The sequence below is a fragment of the Streptococcus sp. CF8-6 genome, from assembly GCF_024295845.1.
Classification (GTDB): domain Bacteria; phylum Bacillota; class Bacilli; order Lactobacillales; family Streptococcaceae; genus Streptococcus; species Streptococcus oralis_BO.
Genome location: NZ_JANCOF010000006.1, coordinates 82,109 through 103,028 on the forward strand (window position 1 = coordinate 82,109; position 20,920 = coordinate 103,028).

The window sequence follows — 20,920 nt, forward strand, 5'->3', positions numbered from 1 at the left end:
AGGAGAAATTATGAAAGAAAGTAACAAACGTTTAAAAACAAAACGAATTATCGAAAATGCCATGGTTCAATTATTGATGGACCAGCCCTTTGATCAAATTTCTACTGTCAAGTTAGCAGAAAAAGCCGGAATTAGTCGTTCCAGCTTTTACACTCACTACAAGGATAAGTATGATATGATTGAACTCTACCAAAGTAAGCTATTTCATACCTTTGAGTATATTTTCCAAAAACATGCTCATCGCAAAAGAGATGCTATTTTAGAAGTATTTGAATATTTAGAGTCTGAGCCACTCTTGGCTGCACTCTTATCTGAAAATGGGACAAAAGAAATCCAAAATTTCTTGAGAAATAAGCTTCACATTATGCTTAGCACCGACCTTCAGAAACGCTTTATGAAATTACAACTCACTCCAATTGAATTAGAATACAGCAGTATTTATCTAACAAATGCCCTATTTGGTGTTTGCCAGACTTGGATTGCTCACGGAAAAAAAGAAAGTCCGCAAGAAATGACAGACTTCCTTATGAAAATGTTAGGTGATGTTAACTAAAAAAGAACACCAATGGTGTTCTTTTTTTATCTGACTCCGCCAGTAGGACTCGAACCTACGACATCATGATTAACAGTCATGCGCTACTACCAACTGAGCTATGGCGGATAAAATAGTCCGTACGGGATTCGAACCCGTGTTACCGCCGTGAAAAGGCGGTGTCTTAACCCCTTGACCAACGGACCATCTATCTGTAGCAGATATAACCATTATATCAATTTCTTACTAATTGTCAATCACTTTTTAGATTTTTTCTCTAGAATATCTTTTAGTTTGCGGACTTTTAAACGAGTAATTGGACAACGATGATCTTCATAAAAAACAACTTCTAAATTCTTTCGATCAATTTCTCTCACATTTCCCACATTGACAAGGAAAGATTTATGGGAGCAATAAAATCGCTGGGTATGTTTGTCCTTTTCCTGAATATCTGTCATAGTTCCATAGAATTCTTTTGCAAAATTCTTACCAATAATCCGAAGTTTATGAGAAACTCCTGTGGTTTCGATATACAAAATGTCATGGTAAGGAATTTTCAAATCATTTCCTTTATAGTTGTAATCAAAATAGTCTACAACATCTTCGTTTTCAAGCAGCATGCTCTTAGTATAAAAAATACTCTGCTCGATGCGTTTTTTGAACAACTCATCATTGATATCTTTATCAACAAAATCTAGGGCTGATACCTGGTATTTGTAAGTTAAGGTAGCAAATTCAGATCTACTGGTAATAAAGACAATAATAGCATAAGGATTGTGATGACGGATAAATTGAGCCACTTCAAAGCCTTTTTTCTCGATTCCATGAATATCGATATCTAGGAAATAAAGCTGGTTTACTTCATCATTTTCGATATATTCCTTAAACTCACGAACTTTTCCTGTTGTCTTATATGAAATAGGAATATTCGATTCTTCCGAGATTTCATTTAATATTCTCTCTAGTCTCACTTGATGTTCAATAACATCTTCTAAAATTAATACTTTCATTCGAATTCCCTCTTAAATCTAATAATTTGTCTAAATGTGTTGTCTTCCATCTCTGTTTCTAAAATAATGTTGTCATACTTATCTAAAATCTCTTTGACATTATTAAGTCCTAGACCTCTATTTCTTCCCTTGGTAGAAAAACCTAAGGCAAATAGGTCCTCTGAAGGCGTCATAGTGATTTTGCATGAATTCTGGATAACTATAACTGTTTCAAAATCCATTTTAATGACTGCAACTTCCATTTGTTTCAAATAACTATCTGCAGCACCTTCAACAGCATTGTTTAATAAAATGCTCATGATACGAACAAGATCAAGTAAATCTATTGACAGTCTAGTAATGATATCCTTTACTTCCAATGTAAACTCTACATCATTTTTTCGTGCATAGACAATCGATTGAGCAATTAAACTTCGTAAAGCAGAATCTTCTATATTATTTAAATCAAAGTAAGTATATTTTTCTGACCTCAATTTCTGATTTGCTTTTACTAAGACTTCATTGTAAACCCTGTTAATTTCTTGTAAATCTCCACTGTCAATCGCCATTTGCATGCTAACAAGCATCCCTGCATAGTCATGACGAAAACCTCGAATTTCATTATACAACTCCACAATTTCGTCAGTATAAGTCTGTAAATGTTTTTGTTCAAATTTCTTTTGTTTTAGAGCAATCTCTTTTTCAATTTGAACCTTGTGAGAATTCATTGCAAAGAAAATCAATAACAAGCAAATAAAAACAATGGTTGATAAAATACTTCCGAAACTATTTAAATGATGAGTTGTACTTACTATATCTGAAATAAATAATAAGATATGCAAACCAAAGAAAGCAACTATTACTTTTTTTAAAAAAGGGTACAGATAATCTTTATCAAAATATTTAATATCCAGATGAAAATAACGAATTATTATTAGAATAGAAAAATAAGTCATCAACAATACTACGAAAAGGAATGTACTTTTATAGTGTAATACTACTTCATCTCCTGTTATAGAAGATAAGGTTACGGATATAAAAGTATGAGTACTGTGATATAATAAAGATAATAGTAAACTGATAAAAATAGCTTTGTATTTTTCAGACTTCTTTAACTTTCTTAAATAAAGGTACACAACCAAAGGAAATAAAAATTTAGACAAAGCAAAACTATTAGAAAATACTAGTGTAATAATTTCTTCAAGTATAAAAACTGAGATGCATGTATAACAGAAAAAAACAATTTGTTCTTTTCTATTTATTTTACAGATCCATTCATAAATTTTGCTAATAATGATAAAATAAAAAATAGCTATCCCTAATCCAAATAAATCCATTACTCTCTACCTTTATTTCATTACTTTCTTCTTGGAAAAATAAGATTACGAATTGTTTCTGAAATTCTCCAATCTCCACCCCGAATCTCCTGCAATTCTGACTCTGTTACCTCTTTAAATTGTTCCAACTTTACTGTATTTTTCATAATGAAATCTCCTGTATTATTTTTTCTTGTAAGTTAACTTACACACCTATTATACAAAATGAAGACCATGTAAGAAAAAATTCTTCCCAACTGTGCATTTTTGCACCTGAAATGCACTTTTTTAAGAAAAAAGCTGGGATCTATCCCAGCTTCACATCTAAAATTGATCCCAGCAGGATTCGAACCTGCGACCGTTCGCTTAGAAGGCGAATGCTCTATCCAGCTGAGCTATGAGACCTAACACGACCATTCTATCAAAAAACAAGAGCTAAGTCAATCTTCTATTTGTGGTAAGGAGAACCCTGCTGAATTGTAAAAGCACGGTAAATTTGTTCAACTAAAACCAATCTCATCAACTGATGTGGTAATGTCAGACGTCCAAAACTAACAGAAAGATTAGCCCTATTTTTTACAACAGGAGCTAGACCCAAACTTCCTCCAATGATAAAAGTAAGCGTTGAGTATCCTTTTATATAAGCTTGCTCTAGTTGCTTACTAAATTCCTCTGAGGAGAATGTTTTTCCTTCAATGGCTAGTACAACGACAAAGTCTCTTTCTCCAACCTTAGAAAGAATTCTTTCACCTTCTGTTTCCAAGATTTTTTGATTTTCTAATTCACTGGCTTTGTCAGGTGTCTTCTCATCAGTGAGCTCAATCATTTCTAATTTGGCAAAACGTGAAATTCGTTTGGTATATTCAGCAATTCCATCTTTAAGGTATTTTTCTTTTATTTTTCCTACTGTTACAATTTTTATTTTCATTCTTCTATTCTATCATATCCACACTTCATTTCACATCTTATACACACAAAAATCATTCAAAAATACTAGTGAATTCACAGAATAAAGCGAGTTATCCACAACTTGTGAAAAACTTTAATCTTTTAAGTTTGGATTAAGTTAATAGGTTTATAATCTGAGTAAATAAATAACAAACGGAGGCGTTTATGAAACACTTACAAAAATTTTACAAAAAAGGAGTTAAAGTTCTTGTAATCATTCTAATAGGATTTTTAAGTGGTGCCTTAGGAAGTTTCGTAACATTACAACTTTATCAAAAACAAGGAAATCAAGCTACGAATAATAATTCTGGCACTGTCACTCAAACATCCTATAAAAATGAAAACTCAACCACTCAAGCAGTAAATAAAGTTAAGGATGCTGTTGTCTCAATCATTACTTATTCTTCTTCTAGCAGTAGACAAAGTAGTGTATTTAACGCTGATGACACTAATTCTGATTCAGACAATCAACAAATCGCAAGTGAGGGATCAGGTGTTATCTATAAAAAGGATGATAAGGATGCCTATCTTGTAACTAATACTCACGTTATCAATGGAGCTTCAAAAGTTGATATTCGCTTGGCAGATGGTACCAAGGTTCCTGGTGAAATTGTCGGATCTGATACCTTCTCTGATATTGCTGTCGTTAAAATTTCTTCAGAAAAAGTTACAACAGTAGCAGAATTTGGGGATTCAAGTCAACTTAGTGTTGGAGAAACAGCGATTGCTATCGGTAGTCCTCTAGGTTCAGAATATGCTAATACAGTTACACAGGGGATTATTTCAAGTCTTAATCGAAATGTTTCTCTAAAATCTGAAGATGGTCAAGCTATTTCAACAAAAGCCATTCAAACAGATACAGCCATTAACCCTGGTAACTCTGGTGGTCCACTTGTAAACATTCAAGGACAAGTAATTGGTATTACATCAAGTAAAATTGCAAGTAATGGTGGAACATCTGTAGAAGGTCTTGGTTTTGCAATTCCTTCAAACGATGCACAAAATATCATTAAACAGCTTGAAAGTGATGGTAAAGTGACTCGTCCTGCTCTTGGAATTCAAATGGTCAATCTGTCAAATGTTGGAGCTAGTGATCTTAGAAAACTTAACATTCCAAGTGGCCTCACTTCAGGTGTAGTTGTTCGATCTGTTCAAAATAATATGCCAGCAAATGGACATCTTCAAAAATACGATGTCATTACCAAAGTTGACGACAAAGAGATTGCTTCATCAACAGACCTACAACACGCTCTTTACAATCATGCTATTGGAGATACTATCAAAGTAACCTACTACCGTAACGGTAAGGAGGAAACAACCTCTATAAAACTAGATAAGAATTCTGCTGATTTAGAGTCTTAATTGACATCAGTGTAAAGAAAACTTTACAGAAAGTAAAAGATATGTTAGTGTAGAATCATGGAAAAATTTGAAATGATTTCTATCTCTGAAATACAAAAGAATCCTTACCAACCTCGGAAAGAATTTGATACAGATAAACTAAAGGAATTAGCTCAGTCAATCAAAGAAAATGGGCTCATTCAACCAATTATCGTTCGTCAATCTCCTGTAATTGGTTATGAAATCCTTGCAGGAGAGAGACGATATCGAGCTTCTCTCTTGGCTGGTCTAACCTCTATTCCAGCCGTTGTAAAGCACCTCTCAGATCAGGAAATGATGATTCAGTCTATCATTGAGAATTTGCAGAGAGAAAATTTAAATCCTATTGAAGAAGCACGCGCCTACGAATCTTTAGTAGAAAAAGGATTTACTCACACTGAGATAGCGGATAAAATGGGGAAATCTCGTCCTTATATCACTAATTTTATTCGTTTACTTTCCCTACCAGAATATATCTTAGCTGAAGTAGAAAATGGAAAAATTTCTCAAGCGCATGCACGTTCACTAGTTGGTTTGGACAAAGAGCAGCAAGACTATTTCTTTCAACTAATCAAAAATGAAGATATTTCTGTGAGAAAGCTAGAAGCACTTCTTACAGAGAAAAAACGAAAGAAGCAAAAAAAAAGTGATTCTTTCATCAAAGACGAAGAAGATAAAATAAAAAAACTACTCGGTTTAAGTGTAGAAATTAAACTTTCAAAAAAAGATACTGGAAAGATTATTATCTCCTTTTCAAGTCAAGAAGAATACGATAGAATTATTAACAGCCTGAAATAAGGCTGTTCTTTTATTTTCTCAACCCACAAATTTATCCACCAATTTTTTTATCAAAAACCCTATTAAATCAAGGATTTTCCTATTTATCCCCAACCTGTGGATAAATACTGCTAACATTGTGGATTCTTTTCCCCAATCTGTGGAAAAATCCTACTATCTATGGTAAAATAAGTCTAGCACTAAACTACTAAAATCATAGTAAAGGAGGAAAAATAGTTGAAAGAAAAGCAATTTTGGAATCGTATTTTAGAATTTGCTCAAGAAAGATTAACTCGATCTATGTATGATTTCTATGCTACACCTGCTGAACTCATCAAAGTAGAAGAAAACACAGCTACTATATTTCTACCGAGATCAGAGATGGAAATGGTGTGGGAAAAGCAATTAAAAGATATTATCATTGCTGCTGGTTTTGAAATTTATGATTCTGAAATCAAACCTCACTATATTTTCACTAAACCTCAGAGTACAGAATCTCCTCAAGTAAATGATACGAATAGTGTCTCTACTTACGATTACACGCCTGCACTACCAACGATTCCCTATTCCGAAACAGGGTTAAAAGAAAAATATACCTTTGATAACTTTATTCAAGGTGATGGGAATGTTTGGGCGGTATCTGCTGCACTAGCTGTATCTGAAGATTTAGCTCTGACCTATAATCCTCTTTTCATCTATGGAGGACCTGGTCTTGGAAAGACTCACTTGCTCAATGCGATTGGAAATGAGATTTTGAAAAATATTCCTGATGCGCGTGTCAAGTACATTCCTGCCGAAAGCTTTATCAATGACTTTCTTGAACACTTGCGACTTGGAGAAATGGAAAAGTTCAAAAAGACTTACCGTAGTCTTGATCTCTTGTTGATCGATGATATCCAATCTCTCAGTGGCAAAAAAGTCGCGACCCAGGAAGAATTTTTTAATACCTTCAATGCTCTTCATGATAAGCAGAAACAGATTGTCCTAACCAGTGATCGAAGTCCTAAACACCTAGAAGGACTTGAAGAGAGACTTGTCACACGCTTTAGCTGGGGATTGACGCAAAATATCACTCCTCCTGACTTTGAGACACGTATCGCCATTCTTCAAAGTAAAACAGAGCACTTGGATTACCATTTCCAAAGTGATACTTTGGAATACTTGGCTGGCCAATTTGATTCAAATGTTCGAGAATTGGAAGGAGCGATCAACGATATCACTTTAATTGCCAGAGTAAAGAAAATTAAGGATATTACCATTGATATTGCTGCAGAAGCTATTAGAGCACGTAAGCAAGACGCCCGACAGATACTTGTTATTCCAATTGAGAAAATCCAAACTGAAGTTGGTAATTTTTATGGAGTGAGTGTCAAAGAAATGAAGGGGACGAGACGAGTTCAAAACATCGTTTTAGCGCGTCAAGTTGCTATGTATCTAGCTAGAGAACTGACAGATAACAGTCTTCCAAAAATCGGAAAAGAATTTGGCGGAAAGGATCACACCACCGTTATTCATGCCCATGCTAAAATCAAATCATTGATTGACGAAGACGATAATTTACGTTTAGAAATAGAAGCAATCAAAAAGAAAATTAAGTAGCTTGTGGATAATTTTTTATTTCTTATCTTTTTTATCCACATTTTTTAAACAAGCTTAGAAGCTTAAGTTTACTAAATAGTACCCAGTTTTCCACAGAATTCACACACTCTATTATTACTATTAACTTTCTAATACTAAAAATAAATAAAGGAGAATCCATGATTCATTTTTCAATCAATAAAAATTTATTTCTACAAGCCTTAAATACCACAAAACGAGCAATAAGCTCTAAAAATGCTATTCCAATTTTATCAACAATCAAAATTGACGTTACCAATGAAGGAATTACTTTAATTGGATCAAACGGTCAAATTTCTATTGAGAATTTCATTTCTCAAAAGAATGAAGATGCTGGTCTCTTGATTACTTCTTTGGGTTCAATTCTTCTTGAAGCTTCTTTCTTTATCAATGTGGTATCTAGTCTTCCAGATGTAACGCTAGATTTCAAAGAGATTGAACAAAAACAAATTGTCTTAACCAGTGGCAAATCAGAAATTACTCTAAAAGGAAAAGATAGCGAACAGTACCCACGAATCCAAGAAATTTCTGCAAGCACACCTTTGGTTCTTGAAACCAAACTTCTCAAGAAAATTATCAATGAAACAGCATTTGCTGCAAGTACGCAAGAAAGTCGTCCAATCTTAACAGGTGTTCATTTTGTATTGAACAAACACAAGGAACTAAAAACAGTTGCGACAGACTCACACCGCCTTAGCCAGAAGAAATTGACTCTTGAAAAAAATGGAGATGATTTCGATGTGGTGATTCCTAGCCGCTCTCTACGCGAATTTTCAGCGGTATTTACAGATGATATTGAAACTGTAGAGATTTTCTTTGCAAATAATCAAATCCTCTTTAGAAGTGAAAATATTAGCTTCTACACTCGTCTCCTAGAAGGAAACTATCCTGATACAGATCGTTTGATTCCAACAGACTTTAACACTACAATTACTTTTGATGTTGTTAATTTACGTCAATCTATGGAGCGTGCACGTCTCTTATCAAGTGCGACTCAAAATGGTACTGTGAAGCTTGAAATTAAAGGCGGGGTTGTTAGCGCCCATGTTCATTCTCCAGAAGTTGGTAAAGTAAACGAAGAAATCGATACGGAGCAGGTGACTGGTGATGATTTGACTATTAGTTTCAACCCAACTTACTTGATTGATTCTCTCAAGGCTTTAAATAGTGAAAAGGTGACTATTAGCTTTATCTCAGCTGTTCGTCCATTTACTCTTGTGCCAGCAGATACTGACGAGGACTTCATGCAGCTTATTACACCAGTTCGAACAAATTAAGTGAAAGAGGTTGAGCCTAGCTCGCCTCTTTTATGATATAATCAAAACAGAAAAGGAGAGTAGTATGTATCAAGTTGGAAATTTTGTTGAGATGAAAAAGCCTCATGCTTGCACAATTAAATCAACTGGTAAAAAAGCCAATCGTTGGGAAATTACACGTGTAGGGGCAGATATTAAAATCAAATGTAGCAATTGTGACCACCTTGTCATGATGAGTCGCCATGATTTTGAACGAAAAATGAATAAGATTCTTGACTAAGAACCCTTAGTTAGAGGGTTAGCAAGTTTTCCCTTTTTGTGTTATAATGTTAGGGATTGAAATGAGAACGGAGAATGAGAAACTATGGCTTTAACAGCAGGTATCGTTGGTTTGCCAAACGTTGGTAAATCAACCCTTTTTAATGCAATTACAAAAGCAGGAGCAGAGGCGGCAAACTACCCATTTGCGACTATTGATCCAAACGTTGGGATGGTGGAAGTTCCAGATGAACGCCTACAAAAACTAACAGAAATGATTACACCTAAAAAGACAGTCCCAACAACCTTTGAATTTACAGATATTGCAGGGATTGTAAAAGGAGCATCAAAAGGAGAAGGTCTAGGTAATAAATTCTTGGCCAATATCCGTGAAGTAGACGCAATTGTTCACGTAGTTCGTGCTTTTGATGATGAAAATGTGATGCGTGAGCAAGGACGTGAAGACGCCTTTGTGGATCCACTTGCAGATATTGATACCATTAACCTGGAGTTGATTCTTGCTGACTTAGAATCAGTTAATAAACGCTATGCGCGTGTAGAAAAGATGGCACGTACGCAAAAAGATAAGGAATCAGTAGCAGAGTTTAACGTTCTTCAAAAGATTAAACCAGTCCTTGAAGATGGAAAATCAGCTCGTACAATTGAATTTACAGATGAAGAGCAAAAAGTAGTCAAAAATCTCTTCCTTTTGACCACTAAACCAGTTCTTTATGTTGCTAATGTGGATGAGGATGTTGTTGGAGATCCAGATTCTATCGAATATGTGAAGCAAATTCGTGAATTTGCAGCGACAGAAAATGCTGAAGTAGTAGTTATTTCTGCGCGTGCTGAGGAAGAAATTTCTGAGTTAGATGATGAAGATAAGCAAGAGTTTCTTGAAGCACTTGGCTTGACAGAATCAGGTGTTGACAAGTTGACTCGTGCAGCCTATCACTTGCTTGGGCTTGGAACTTACTTCACAGCTGGTGAAAAAGAAGTCCGTGCTTGGACCTTTAAGCGAGGGATGAAAGCTCCTCAAGCAGCTGGTATTATCCACTCAGACTTTGAAAAAGGGTTTATTCGTGCAGTCACCATGTCATATGAGGATCTAGTGAAATATGGATCTGAAAAGGCTGTAAAAGAAGCTGGGCGTTTGCGTGAAGAAGGAAAAGAATATATCGTTCAAGATGGCGATATCATGGAATTCCGCTTTAACGTTTAATAACATTTAATAAATAGTGTCAATTAGGTTGGAAAAAAATTCCAACCCTTTTGGCTTTTGAAAGGAAAATAAATGACTAAATTACTTGTTGGATTAGGAAATCCAGGGGATAAATATTTTGAAACTAAGCACAATGTTGGCTTTATGTTGATTGACCAACTAGCTAAAAAACAAAATGTCACCTTTATACATGACAAGATATTTCAAGCTTACCTAGCATCTTTTTTCTTAAATGGAGAAAAAATTTATCTCGTCAAACCAACAACATTTATGAATGAAAGTGGAAAAGCGGTTCATGCTTTATTGACTTACTATGGTTTGGATATTGAAGATTTACTCGTCATTTACGATGATCTTGACATGGAAGTTGGGAAAATTCGTTTAAGAGCAAAGGGTTCAGCAGGTGGTCATAATGGCATCAAGTCTATTATTCAACATATTGGAACCCAAGTATTTAACCGTGTTAAAATAGGTATTGGAAGACCTAAAAAAGGCATGTCGGTTTTTCATCATGTTTTAAGTAAGTTTGATCAGGATGACTATGTGGGTATTTTACAGTCTATTGACAAGGTTGACGATGCTGTAAACTACTATTTACAAGAGAAAAACTTTGAGAAAACAATGCAGAGGTATAATGGATAAATGGTGACTTTATTAGATTTATTCTCAGAAAATGACCAGATAAAAAAATGGCATCAAAATCTTATAAATAAGAAAAGACAACTAATACTTGGTTTATCAACGTCTACCAAGGCTCTTGCAATTGCAAGCAGTCTAGAAAAAGAAAATAAGATTGTGTTACTGACTTCAACTTATGGAGAAGCAGAACGAATTATCAGTGATCTTCTTTCTCTCTTAGGAGAGGAAGTTGTCTATCCTTTTTTGGTAGATGACTCTCCTATGGTAGAGTTTTTGATGTCTTCGCAAGAAAAAATCATTTCGCGGGTTGATGCCTTGCGTTTTTTGAGTGATCCGTCTAAGAAAGGGATTTTAGTTTGTAATATCGCAGCGAGTCGGTTGATCTTACCCTCTCCGACTAGATTTAAAGAAAGTATTATAAGGATTGCGGTTGGTGAAGAATATGACCAACACGAGCTACTTCACAAATTAAAGGAAATTGGATATCGAAAAGTTACTCAAGTACAGACACAAGGTGAGTTTAGTATTCGAGGAGATATTTTAGATATTTTTGAGATGTCTCAGTTAGAACCTTTCCGAATTGAGTTTTTTGGTGATGAAGTAGATGGTATTCGTACTTTTGAAGTCGAAACACAATTATCGAAAGAAAATCAGACAAACCTCACTATCTTTCCAGCTAGCGACATACTTTTGAGAGAAAAAGATTATCAACGAGGACAGTCAGCTTTAGAAAAGCAAATTTCGAAGACTCTATCACCGATTTTGAAATCCTATCTAGAAGAAATTTTGTCAAGTTTTCATCAAAAACAAGTACATTCAGATAGTCGAAAGTTTTTGTCTTTATGTTATGAAAAAACATGGACTATATTTGATTATACTGAAAAAAATACACCAGTATTCTTTGATGATTATCAAAAATTGATGAATCAGTATGAAGCATTTGAAAGAGAATTAGCACAATACTTTACAGAAGATTTACAGAATAGTAAATCATTTTCTGAGATGCAGTATTTTGCAGATACAGAGCAAACCTATAAAAAACAAAGTCCAGTTACCTTTTTCTCCAATCTTCAAAAGGGTTTAGGAAATCTCAAGTTTGATCATATTTATCAATTTAATCAATATCCTATGCAGGAGTTTTTCAATCAGTTTTCATTTCTTAAAGAAGAAATTGAGCGATACAAAAAAATGGACTACACCATTGTTTTGCAGTCTAGCAATTCAATGGGAAGTAAAACATTGGAGGATGTTTTAGAGGAATATCAGATCAAATTGGATTTCAGAGATAAGTCAAGTATCTGTAAAGAATCTGTAAACTTGATTGAGGGTAATCTAAGACATGGTTTTCATTTTGTAGATGAAAAAATTCTCTTGATTACTGAACATGAGATTTTTCAAAAGAAATTAAAACGTCGTTTTCGAAGACAACATACGTCAAATGCAGAGCGATTAAAAGATTATAATGAACTTGAAAAAGGGGACTACGTTGTTCACCATATCCATGGAATTGGCCAATATCTAGGAATCGAAACAATTGAAATCCAAGGCATTCACCGTGATTATGTCAGCGTCCAATACCAAAATGGTGATCAAATCTCCATCCCAGTAGAACAGATTCATTTACTGTCTAAATATGTTTCAAGTGATGGGAAACCTCCTAAACTCAATAAATTAAATGATGGTCATTTCAAAAAGGCCAAGCAAAAAGTTAAGAACCAGGTAGAGGATATAGCTGACGATTTAATCAAATTGTATTCTGAGCGTAGTCAGTTGAAGGGTTTTGCTTTCTCAAATGATGATGATGATCAACATGCTTTTGATGATGCATTCCCTTATGTTGAAACGGATGATCAACTTCGTAGTATTGAGGAAATTAAGAGAGATATGCAGGATTCCCATCCCATGGATCGACTTCTAGTTGGAGATGTTGGTTTTGGGAAGACTGAGGTTGCAATGCGTGCAGCCTTTAAGGCGGTCAATGATCACAAACAGGTGGTCGTTCTGGTTCCGACGACGGTTTTAGCACAACAACACTATACGAATTTTAAGGAAAGATTCCAAAATTTTGCAGTTAATATTGATGTGTTGAGTCGCTTTAGAAGTAAAAAAGAGCAGGCAGAGACACTTGAAAAATTAAAAAATGGTCAAGTCGATATTTTGATTGGAACGCATCGTGTTTTGTCAAAAGATGTTGTGTTTTCAGATTTGGGATTGATGATTATTGATGAGGAACAACGATTTGGTGTTAAGCATAAGGAAACTTTGAAAGAACTGAAAAAACAAGTAGATGTTCTAACCTTAACAGCAACACCAATCCCTCGTACTCTCCACATGTCTATGCTGGGAATCAGAGATTTGTCTGTTATTGAAACTCCTCCAACTAATCGCTATCCAGTGCAAACCTATGTATTGGAGAAGAATGATAGTGTGATTCGTGATGCTGTTTTGCGTGAAATGGAGCGTGGAGGTCAAGTTTACTATCTTTACAATAAAGTTGACACGATTGATCAGAAGGTTTCAGAATTACAGGATTTGATTCCAGAGGCTTCGATTGGGTATGTTCATGGACAAATGAGTGAAATTCAGTTAGAAAATACTCTACTGGACTTTATTGAAGGACAATATGATATTTTGGTGACAACTACTATTATTGAGACAGGGGTAGATATTCCAAACGCCAATACCTTATTTATCGAAAATGCGGACCATATGGGCTTGTCAACCTTGTATCAATTAAGAGGAAGAGTTGGTCGTAGCAATCGCATTGCTTATGCCTATCTCATGTATCGTCCAGAAAAATCAATCAGTGAAGTTTCTGAGAAGAGATTAGAAGCGATCAAAGGATTTACAGAATTGGGCTCTGGATTTAAGATTGCGATGCGAGATCTTTCGATTCGTGGAGCAGGAAATCTCCTAGGAAAATCCCAATCAGGTTTCATTGATTCTGTTGGTTTTGAATTGTATTCACAGTTATTAGAAGAAGCTATTGCTAAACGGAAGGGTAATAGTAATAAAAGAACCAAAGGAAATGCTGAGTTGATTTTACAAATTGATGCTTATCTTCCTGACACTTATATTTCTGACCAACGACATAAGATTGAAATTTACAAGAAAATTCGTCAAATTGACAATCGTGTAAACTATGAAGAACTACAAGAAGAATTGATGGATCGTTTTGGAGAATACCCAGATGTAGTAGCATATCTTTTAGAGATTGGTTTGGTCAAGTCATATTTTGACAAGGTATTTGTAGAACGTGTGGAAAGAAAAGAAAATAAGATTACAGTTCAATTTGAAAAAGTCACTCAACGACTATTCTTGGCTCAAGATTATTTTAAAGCTTTATCCGCAACGAACTTAAAAGCAGCCATAGCTGAGAATAAGGTATTAATGGAAGTTGTATTCGATGTCCGAAACAAGAAGGATTATGAAATTTTAGAAGGTTTGCTGATTTTTGGAGAAAGTTTATTAGAGATAAAAGAATCAAAGGAAGCAAATCCCATTTAACATTTTTCTTCTATAAAAAGGATAAAAATGGTACAATAATAATTTGAGGTAATAAAAATGAGATTAGACAAGTATTTAAAAGTATCACGAATTATTAAGCGCCGCACAGTCGCAAAAGAAGTAGCAGATAAAGGTAGAATCAAGGTGAACGGAATCTTGGCCAAAAGTTCAACGGATTTGAAAGTTGATGACCAAGTTGAAATTCGCTTTGGAAATAAGTTGTTGCTTGTTAAAGTACTAGAAATGAAAGATAGTACAAAAAAAGAAGACGCAGCAGGTATGTATGAAATTCTCAGTGAAACACGGGTAGAAGAAAATGTCTAAAAATATTGTACAGATGAATAATTCTTTTATTCAAAATGAACATCAACGTCGTCGTTACCTGATGAAGGAGAGACAAAAACGAAATCGTTTTATGGGTTGGGTCCTTATTTTGATGATCTTGTTGTTTATTTTACCAACTTATAACTTGGCTCAAAGCTATGATCAGTTACTGCAACGCCGTCAGCAATTGACAGAATTGAAAGAGCAGTACCAAACTCTTAGTGACGAAAAGGATAAGGAATCTGCTTTTGCTGCAAAGTTGAAAGATGAAGACTATGTAGCAAAATATGCACGCGCCAAGTACTATTACTCAAAGAAACGAGAAGCAATTTACACAATTCCTGATTTGCTTCCGAGGTAATGTCATGGAAAATTTATTGGAAGTTGTTGAGCAATTTCTAAGTTTATCAGATGAAAAATTAGAGGAATTGGCAACTAAAAACCATTTATTACGATTACAAGAAGAAAGGGAAGAGAAGAATGCGTAAGTTCTTAGTAGTTTTATTGCTACCTGCTTTTATCATAACCTCAAGAGTAGTTAGCACAGAAAAACAGCTTCCTTACTCTTCACAAGAAATTTATTATCTAACCGAGTCTGATTATGGATTCTACTATAAAGAAACTCTGGAATCTCCAATGGTATACGGAGAAACAGCTGTCTACGCTAATGAGGATCTTGTCAGGGAGTCTGGTAAATTGACTCCTGGAAACGCCTTTAAAATCGTAGAATGGCGTTTGAATAGACAAGGTGTTCCTGTTTTTAAATTAGATAATCACCAGTTTATCCTTGCAGATAAGCGGTTGGTCTATGATCAAAGTCAAGTTCAAACTCAAAATAGACAAGTATGGTTGGAGCCAGGGTTTGTTATCTATAACAGCCCGTATGACACTAAAGAAATTTCTTCATCCCTCTCTCCCTATCAACGCGTAACGGTGGATAGAGCTCTCTTTGCTGAGGGACAAGAATTTCTTCATATCGATCAAGTTGGGTGGGTATCAAAAGAGTTCACCTCAGAAGAAGACAATCGCATCCAGAAGGTTCAAGAAGTTTTATCAAACAACTATCAGAATGAAAATTATTCTATTTATGTTAAACAACTGAGTACAGGTAAAGAGGCTGGGGTGAATGAAGACAGCAAACTTTATGCAGCCAGCATCTTGAAACTAGCCTATCTTTATTATGCTCAAGATAAGATAAATCAAGGAGAGTATACGTTAGACAGTAGCTTCAAGTATGTTCCGGAAGTAAATAGTTTTCCTGGGTCCTATAAACCAGAGGGTAGTGGTAGCTTGCCTAAAAAAGAAGATAACAAAGAATACAGTCTTCAACAGTTAATTACCAAGGTAACAAAAGAGTCAGATAATGTTGCTCATAATATTTTAGGTTATTATGTGACCAATCAATCTGATGGGGCTTTCAAAGAAAAAATGTCCACTATTATGGGTGAAGATTGGGATGTGAATGATAAACTGACTTCTTCAAAAATGGCTGGAAAGGTCATGGAAGCTATTTATAATCAGAATGGTTTTGTCCTAGAGTCTCTAGGTAAGACTGATTTTGACAACCAACGAATAGCAAAAGGTGTTTCGGTTAAGGTAGCTCATAAAATTGGAGATGCCGACGAGTTTAAACATGACACTGCCATTGTCTATACGGATTCTCCTTTCGTTCTTTCCATTTTCACCAAAAATTCTGATTATGACACTATTGCTAAGATAGCTAAGGATGTCTATGAGGTTCTAAAATGAGGGAACGGGATTTTTTAAATCATTTTCTCCAAAAAGAGTATTTCAAAAAACATTCTAAAGTCGTGTTAGCTTTATCTGGTGGACTGGATTCAATGTTTTTATTCCAGCTATTGTCTACTTATCAAAAAGAGTTGGGAATTGAGTTGATTTTAGCATATGTAAATCATAAGCAGAGAAGGGAGTCTGATTGGGAGGAAAATGAACTAAGGAAGTTAGCTGATGCAGCTGAACTTCCTATTTATATCACAAGCTTTTCAGGAGAATTTTCAGAAGCGCGTGCTCGAGAGTTTCGTTATGATTTTTTTAGGAAAATCATGAAAGAGGTTGGAGCAACTGCCTTGGTTACTGCCCACCATGCAGATGATCAGGTTGAAACGATTTTGATGCGCTTGATTCGAGGAAGTCGGCTACGTCATTTAACAGGAATAAAAGAAAGTCAAGTAGTTGATGGAATTGAAATCATCCGTCCCTTGTTGCATTTTCATAAAAAGGATTTTCCACCAATTGTTCACTTCGAAGATCAAACAAATCAAGAAAGTACCTATTTTCGCAATCGCATTCGGAATAGGTATTTACCAGAACTTGAAAAAGAAAATCCTCGTCTTAAATCCGCCCTTTTAGATTTAGGAAGGGAAATTTCAGATTACCAAGCAACAATAACGGAGCTTTCTAAACAAATTGATGTGGAAGATTTGAATGAGCTATTTTCATACTCTCAACAAACTCAAGGAATCTTGCTCCAGAACTATCTTAATCAATTTCCAGACTTAAATCTGACAAAGGCTCAGTTTGCTGAACTTCAACAGATTTTAGCAACTAAAAGCCAGTATCGTCATTCTCTTAAAAATGGTTATGAATTGATAAAGGAGTATCAGAATTTTCGAGTTTGCAAAATCAGTCCACAGGCTGATGAAAAGGAAGATGAACTTGTGTTACACTATCAAAATCAAGTTCGATATATGGGCTATTTATTTTCCTTTGGCATCCCTATTGAAGGGGATTTTGTTCAAAAAGTAACGGTTTCACGGGAAACATCTGTACATATTAGATGTCGAAAACCTGGTGATGTTATTATCCTAAATGGTCATCGAAAGAAACTGAGACGTTTATTTATAGATTTGAAAATCCCTATTGAAAAACGAAAAACAACCCTTATTATTGAGCAATTTGGAGAAATTGTCTCAATTTTAGGAATTGCGACCAGTGATTTGAGTAAAAACACGAAAAATGATATAATGAACACTGTAATTTATATAGAAAAAATAGATAGGTAAAAAGATGTTAGAACACGATATAAAAAAAATCCTCGTTTCACATGATGAAATTACAGAAGCGGCTAAAAAGCTAGGTGAACAATTAACCAGAGACTATGAGGGGAAAAATCCAATTCTTATTGGAATTTTGAAAGGATCGATTCCTTTTATGGCTGAATTGGTCAAACATATTGATACGCATATTGAGATGGACTTCATGATGGTATCTAGTTACCATGGTGGAACAGCAAGTAGTGGTGTCATCAATATCAAGCAAGACGTGACTCAAGATATCAAAGGAAGACATGTTTTATTTGTAGAGGATATCATCGATACAGGTCAAACCTTGAAGAATTTGCGAGATATGTTTATTGCAAGAGAAGCAGCTTCTGTTAAAATCGCGACTTTGTTGGACAAACCAGAGGGACGTGTTGTTGAAATTGAAGCGGATTATACTTGTTTTACTATTCCAAATGAGTTTGTAGTAGGTTATGGTCTGGATTATAAGGAAAATTATCGTAACCTTCCTTATGTCGGAGTATTGAAAGAAGAAGTTTATTCAAATTAGAAAGATCTATCTTTAATGAAAAAACAAAATAACGGTTTAGTTAGAAATCCATTTCTCTACTTGTTAATTATCTTCTTCCTTGTGACAGGATTCCAGTATTTTTACTCTGGAAATACTGCTGGACGAAGCGAAAAAATTAACTATACAGAATTGGTAAAAGAAATTACAGCAGACAATGTAAAAGAATTAACCTATCAGCCAAATGGTAGCATTATTGAAGTGTCTGGTATTTATAAAAATCCTAAGACTAGTAAAGAAGAAACAGGAATTCAATTTTTCCCTCCTACAGCTACAACAGTAGAAAGATTCTCAAGTACTATCCTTCCGTCTGATTCAACAGTTTCAGAATTGCAAAAACTTGCTTCTGAACATCAGGCAGAAGTAACAGTCAAACATGAGAGTTCAAGCGGTATGTGGATCAATATCCTTGTCTCTGTTGTGCCATTTGCTATTCTCTTCTTCTTCCTATTCTCTATGATGGGAAATATGGGAGGAAATAGTGGCCGAAATCCAATGAGTTTTGGACGTAGCAAGGCTAAAGCTGCAAACAAAGAAGATATCAAGGTACGGTTCTCAGATGTTGCTGGTGCCGAGGAAGAAAAACAAGAATTAGTAGAAGTTGTTGAATTCCTAAAAGATCCAAAACGATTTACAAAACTTGGTGCGCGCATTCCTGCGGGTGTTCTTTTGGAGGGACCTCCGGGAACAGGTAAAACTTTGCTTGCTAAGGCAGTAGCCGGAGAAGCTGGTGTTCCATTCTTTAGTATCTCAGGTTCTGACTTTGTAGAAATGTTTGTCGGAGTTGGAGCTAGTCGTGTTCGTTCTCTTTTTGAAGATGCCAAAAAAGCAGCACCAGCTATCATCTTTATCGATGAAATTGATGCTGTTGGTCGCCAACGTGGTGTCGGCCTCGGTGGAGGAAATGATGAACGTGAACAAACCTTGAACCAACTCTTGATTGAAATGGATGGTTTTGAAGGAAATGAAGGAATCATCGTTATCGCTGCGACGAACCGTTCAGATGTTCTAGATCCAGCTCTTCTCCGCCCAGGACGTTTCGATAGAAAAGTCTTGGTTGGTCGCCCTGATGTTAAAGGTCGTGAAGCAATCTTGAAAGTTCACGCTAAAAATAAACCTCTGGCAGACGATGTTGATTTGAAACTAGTTGCCCAACAAACTCCAGGTTTTGTGGGAGCTGACTTAGAAAATGTTCTAAACGAAGCAGCCTTAGTTGCTGCTCGTCGCAACAAATCAATCATTGATGCTTCAGATATTGATGAGGCAGAGGACAGAGTGATTGCTGGACCATCTAAGAAAGATAAAACAGTATCACAAAGAGAACGTGAATTGGTTGCTTATCATGAGGCTGGACATACCATTGTTGGTTTAGTCTTGTCAAATGCCCGTGTTGTTCATAAAGTTACCATTGTACCACGTGGACGTGCAGGTGGTTACATGATTGCGCTTCCGAAAGAGGATCAAATGCTTCTTTCTAAAGAAGATATGAAAGAACAATTAGCAGGTTTGATGGGTGGTCGTGTAGCTGAAGAAATTATCTTTAATGTCCAAACGACAGGAGCTTCAAATGACTTTGAACAAGCTACACAGATGGCGCGTGCGATGGTCACTGAATATGGTATGAGTGAAAAACTTGGCCCAGTCCAATACGAAGGTAATCATGCTATGTTTGGTGCACAAAGTCCTCAAAAATCAATTTCAGAACAAACAGCCTATGAGATTGATGAGGAAGTTCGTTCATTATTAAATGAGGCACGAAACAAAGCAGCTGAAATTATCCAATCAAATCGTGAAACCCACAAACTGATTGCAGAAGCATTGTTGAAATACGAAACATTAGATAGTACACAGATTAAATCTCTTTACGAAACAGGAAAAATGCCTGAAACCGTAGAAGAGGAATCCCATGCACTATCTTATGATGAAGTGAAATCAAAAATGAGTGAAGAAAAATAAATTTAGAGAGGTTTAGCCTCTCTTTTTATGTTCTAATGTGATGGCTACCGAGCAGATGCATTGATAGTCGACCCTCCTCGTACAGGCTTAGATGATAAGCTACTGGATACCATCCTGACCTATGTCCCAGAAAAAATGGTCTATGTATCCTACAATGTTTCAACCTTGGCACGAGATTTGGTTAAGCTGGTAAAAGTTTATGACCTCCAGTATATCCAGTCGGTCGATATGTTTCCCCACACTGCACGGACAGAAGCAGTGGTTAAGTTAGTGAAGAAAAGAAAAAATTAACTTCACTGAAAAAAGTCCTTGACAAAGTTTGAAAAGTAGGTATAATAGAAAGAGTTGAAAAGCTCAAGGTCCGTTGGTCAAGGGGTTAAGACACCGCCTTTTCACGGCGGTAACACGGGTTCGAATCCCGTACGGACTATGGTGTATTGCGGCTAAAAAAACTTGAAAAAAGTTTAAAAAATCTGTTGACAGAGGCAGGTAGCTGTGATATACTAATATAGTTGTCGCTCGAGAGAGAATGAGTGACAAAGACCTTTGAAAACTGAACAAGACGAACCAATGTGCAGGGCACTATAACTAAGGTTATAGTACTGAACAAT

The 20,920-nt window shown here is 35.5% G+C and carries 20 protein-coding genes, 4 tRNA genes and 1 pseudogene; 18 read left to right on the forward strand and 7 right to left on the reverse strand.

What is annotated here, in order from left to right; translation table 11 throughout:
• The first annotated feature begins 10 nt into the window (after positions 1-10).
• Positions 11-553 (forward strand): TetR/AcrR family transcriptional regulator, encoded by a 543-nt coding sequence (locus tag NML69_RS08785; RefSeq protein WP_033630549.1) that lies wholly within the window; start codon positions 11-13, stop codon positions 551-553.
• A gap of 34 nt (positions 554-587) precedes the next feature.
• On the opposite strand, the gene NML69_RS08790 is transcribed toward NML69_RS08785, so the two are convergent.
• From NML69_RS08790 to rlmH, 7 genes are all read right to left on the reverse strand, one after another.
• Positions 588-661, reverse strand: a tRNA-Asn gene (locus NML69_RS08790).
• A 5-nt stretch (positions 662-666) separates the two neighbouring features.
• Positions 667-738, reverse strand: a tRNA-Glu gene (locus NML69_RS08795).
• Positions 739-789: 51 nt separating this feature from the next.
• Positions 790-1,542 (reverse strand): competence system response regulator transcription factor ComE, encoded by a 753-nt coding sequence (comE, locus tag NML69_RS08800; protein ID WP_000866079.1) that lies wholly within the window; start codon positions 1,540-1,542, stop codon positions 790-792.
• The gene (gene comD, locus NML69_RS08805; protein WP_000362883.1) at positions 1,539-2,858 is read right to left on the reverse strand and encodes a competence system sensor histidine kinase ComD; all 1,320 of its coding nucleotides are present in this window, start codon (positions 2,856-2,858) and stop codon (positions 1,539-1,541) included. The genes comE and comD overlap by 4 nt, the downstream gene beginning before the upstream one ends.
• Positions 2,859-2,878: 20 nt before the next feature.
• Positions 2,879-3,004, reverse strand: coding sequence for a competence-stimulating peptide ComC (gene comC, locus NML69_RS08810; RefSeq protein WP_254726406.1), 126 nt, complete (start codon positions 3,002-3,004; stop codon positions 2,879-2,881).
• A 164-nt stretch (positions 3,005-3,168) separates the two neighbouring features.
• Positions 3,169-3,242 (reverse strand) — tRNA-Arg (locus NML69_RS08815).
• Positions 3,243-3,285: 43 nt separating this feature from the next.
• Entirely contained in the window at positions 3,286-3,765 is a 480-nt protein-coding gene (gene rlmH / locus NML69_RS08820; protein WP_254726408.1) for a 23S rRNA (pseudouridine(1915)-N(3))-methyltransferase RlmH, read from the reverse strand.
• A 185-nt stretch (positions 3,766-3,950) separates the two neighbouring features.
• Here rlmH and NML69_RS08825 point away from each other — a divergent pair, with 185 nt between their 5' ends.
• From NML69_RS08825 to NML69_RS08905, 17 genes and pseudogenes are all read left to right on the forward strand, one after another.
• The gene (locus tag NML69_RS08825; RefSeq protein WP_254726409.1) at positions 3,951-5,147 is read left to right on the forward strand and encodes a S1C family serine protease; all 1,197 of its coding nucleotides are present in this window, start codon (positions 3,951-3,953) and stop codon (positions 5,145-5,147) included.
• 57 nt (positions 5,148-5,204) lie between these two features.
• Complete coding sequence (locus NML69_RS08830) at positions 5,205-5,963, forward strand: ParB/RepB/Spo0J family partition protein (RefSeq protein ID WP_254726411.1); 759 nt, start codon at positions 5,205-5,207, stop codon at positions 5,961-5,963.
• A 216-nt stretch (positions 5,964-6,179) separates the two neighbouring features.
• On the forward strand, positions 6,180-7,541 hold the full coding sequence (gene dnaA, locus NML69_RS08835) for a chromosomal replication initiator protein DnaA (protein WP_000660625.1): 1,362 nt from the start codon (positions 6,180-6,182) through the stop codon (positions 7,539-7,541).
• Between the two features lie 158 nt (positions 7,542-7,699).
• Entirely contained in the window at positions 7,700-8,836 is a 1,137-nt protein-coding gene (dnaN, locus tag NML69_RS08840) for a DNA polymerase III subunit beta (protein ID WP_198459027.1), read from the forward strand.
• 64 nt (positions 8,837-8,900) lie between these two features.
• Positions 8,901-9,095 carry a DUF951 domain-containing protein gene (locus tag NML69_RS08845; protein WP_198459026.1) on the forward strand — a complete coding sequence of 65 codons (195 nt, stop codon included), beginning with the start codon at positions 8,901-8,903 and terminating at the stop codon, positions 9,093-9,095.
• Between the two features lie 84 nt (positions 9,096-9,179).
• Complete coding sequence (gene ychF / locus NML69_RS08850) at positions 9,180-10,295, forward strand: redox-regulated ATPase YchF (protein ID WP_198459025.1); 1,116 nt, start codon at positions 9,180-9,182, stop codon at positions 10,293-10,295.
• Positions 10,296-10,367: 72 nt separating this feature from the next.
• Positions 10,368-10,937 (forward strand): aminoacyl-tRNA hydrolase, encoded by a 570-nt coding sequence (gene pth, locus NML69_RS08855; RefSeq protein ID WP_254726413.1) that lies wholly within the window; start codon positions 10,368-10,370, stop codon positions 10,935-10,937.
• Positions 10,938-14,441 (forward strand): transcription-repair coupling factor, encoded by a 3,504-nt coding sequence (mfd, locus tag NML69_RS08860; RefSeq protein ID WP_254726416.1) that lies wholly within the window; start codon positions 10,938-10,940, stop codon positions 14,439-14,441.
• 57 nt (positions 14,442-14,498) lie between these two features.
• Positions 14,499-14,765 (forward strand): RNA-binding S4 domain-containing protein, encoded by a 267-nt coding sequence (locus NML69_RS08865; protein WP_001234975.1) that lies wholly within the window; start codon positions 14,499-14,501, stop codon positions 14,763-14,765.
• Complete coding sequence (locus tag NML69_RS08870) at positions 14,758-15,126, forward strand: septum formation initiator family protein (RefSeq protein ID WP_000041922.1); 369 nt, start codon at positions 14,758-14,760, stop codon at positions 15,124-15,126. The genes NML69_RS08865 and NML69_RS08870 overlap by 8 nt, the downstream gene beginning before the upstream one ends.
• A gap of 4 nt (positions 15,127-15,130) precedes the next feature.
• Entirely contained in the window at positions 15,131-15,253 is a 123-nt protein-coding gene (locus NML69_RS08875; protein WP_000429344.1) for an SP_0009 family protein, read from the forward strand.
• On the forward strand, positions 15,246-16,514 hold the full coding sequence (locus NML69_RS08880) for a serine hydrolase (RefSeq protein WP_254726419.1): 1,269 nt from the start codon (positions 15,246-15,248) through the stop codon (positions 16,512-16,514). The genes NML69_RS08875 and NML69_RS08880 overlap by 8 nt, the downstream gene beginning before the upstream one ends.
• Positions 16,511-17,788, forward strand: coding sequence for a tRNA lysidine(34) synthetase TilS (gene tilS / locus NML69_RS08885; RefSeq protein WP_254726422.1), 1,278 nt, complete (start codon positions 16,511-16,513; stop codon positions 17,786-17,788). Before NML69_RS08880 ends, tilS begins: the two co-directional genes overlap by 4 nt.
• A gap of 4 nt (positions 17,789-17,792) precedes the next feature.
• Positions 17,793-18,335 carry a hypoxanthine phosphoribosyltransferase gene (gene hpt, locus NML69_RS08890; RefSeq protein ID WP_254726423.1) on the forward strand — a complete coding sequence of 181 codons (543 nt, stop codon included), beginning with the start codon at positions 17,793-17,795 and terminating at the stop codon, positions 18,333-18,335.
• A gap of 15 nt (positions 18,336-18,350) precedes the next feature.
• Positions 18,351-20,309, forward strand: a complete 1,959-nt coding sequence (ftsH, locus tag NML69_RS08895; RefSeq protein ID WP_084856359.1) for an ATP-dependent zinc metalloprotease FtsH — start codon at positions 18,351-18,353, stop codon at positions 20,307-20,309.
• Positions 20,310-20,363: 54 nt separating this feature from the next.
• A pseudogene (locus NML69_RS08900) lies at positions 20,364-20,600 on the forward strand (23S rRNA (uracil-5-)-methyltransferase RumA); the annotation flags it as partial.
• A gap of 67 nt (positions 20,601-20,667) precedes the next feature.
• Positions 20,668-20,739, forward strand: a tRNA-Glu gene (locus tag NML69_RS08905).
• Positions 20,740-20,920: the final 181 nt, after the last annotated feature.

Excerpts from the sequence above, each read along its gene's own strand:
- NML69_RS08865 (WP_001234975.1), top strand. The coding sequence starts at position 14,499 with ATGAGATTAGACAAGTATTTAAAAGTATCACGAATTATTAAGCGCCGC.
- comC (WP_254726406.1), bottom strand. The coding sequence starts at position 3,004 with ATGAAAAATACAGTAAAGTTGGAACAATTTAAAGAGGTAACAGAGTCA.
- NML69_RS08830 (WP_254726411.1), top strand. The coding sequence starts at position 5,205 with ATGGAAAAATTTGAAATGATTTCTATCTCTGAAATACAAAAGAATCCT.
- comD (WP_000362883.1), bottom strand. The coding sequence starts at position 2,858 with ATGGATTTATTTGGATTAGGGATAGCTATTTTTTATTTTATCATTATT.
- ychF (WP_198459025.1), top strand. The coding sequence starts at position 9,180 with ATGGCTTTAACAGCAGGTATCGTTGGTTTGCCAAACGTTGGTAAATCA.
- NML69_RS08785 (WP_033630549.1), top strand. The coding sequence starts at position 11 with ATGAAAGAAAGTAACAAACGTTTAAAAACAAAACGAATTATCGAAAAT.
- tilS (WP_254726422.1), top strand. The coding sequence starts at position 16,511 with ATGAGGGAACGGGATTTTTTAAATCATTTTCTCCAAAAAGAGTATTTC.
- hpt (WP_254726423.1), top strand. The coding sequence starts at position 17,793 with ATGTTAGAACACGATATAAAAAAAATCCTCGTTTCACATGATGAAATT.
- ftsH (WP_084856359.1), top strand. The coding sequence starts at position 18,351 with ATGAAAAAACAAAATAACGGTTTAGTTAGAAATCCATTTCTCTACTTG.
- pth (WP_254726413.1), top strand. The coding sequence starts at position 10,368 with ATGACTAAATTACTTGTTGGATTAGGAAATCCAGGGGATAAATATTTT.
- NML69_RS08825 (WP_254726409.1), top strand. The coding sequence starts at position 3,951 with ATGAAACACTTACAAAAATTTTACAAAAAAGGAGTTAAAGTTCTTGTA.
- NML69_RS08845 (WP_198459026.1), top strand. The coding sequence starts at position 8,901 with ATGTATCAAGTTGGAAATTTTGTTGAGATGAAAAAGCCTCATGCTTGC.
- NML69_RS08870 (WP_000041922.1), top strand. The coding sequence starts at position 14,758 with ATGTCTAAAAATATTGTACAGATGAATAATTCTTTTATTCAAAATGAA.
- rlmH (WP_254726408.1), bottom strand. The coding sequence starts at position 3,765 with ATGAAAATAAAAATTGTAACAGTAGGAAAAATAAAAGAAAAATACCTT.
- comE (WP_000866079.1), bottom strand. The coding sequence starts at position 1,542 with ATGAAAGTATTAATTTTAGAAGATGTTATTGAACATCAAGTGAGACTA.
- mfd (WP_254726416.1), top strand. The coding sequence starts at position 10,938 with ATGGTGACTTTATTAGATTTATTCTCAGAAAATGACCAGATAAAAAAA.
- dnaN (WP_198459027.1), top strand. The coding sequence starts at position 7,700 with ATGATTCATTTTTCAATCAATAAAAATTTATTTCTACAAGCCTTAAAT.
- NML69_RS08880 (WP_254726419.1), top strand. The coding sequence starts at position 15,246 with ATGCGTAAGTTCTTAGTAGTTTTATTGCTACCTGCTTTTATCATAACC.
- NML69_RS08875 (WP_000429344.1), top strand. The coding sequence starts at position 15,131 with ATGGAAAATTTATTGGAAGTTGTTGAGCAATTTCTAAGTTTATCAGAT.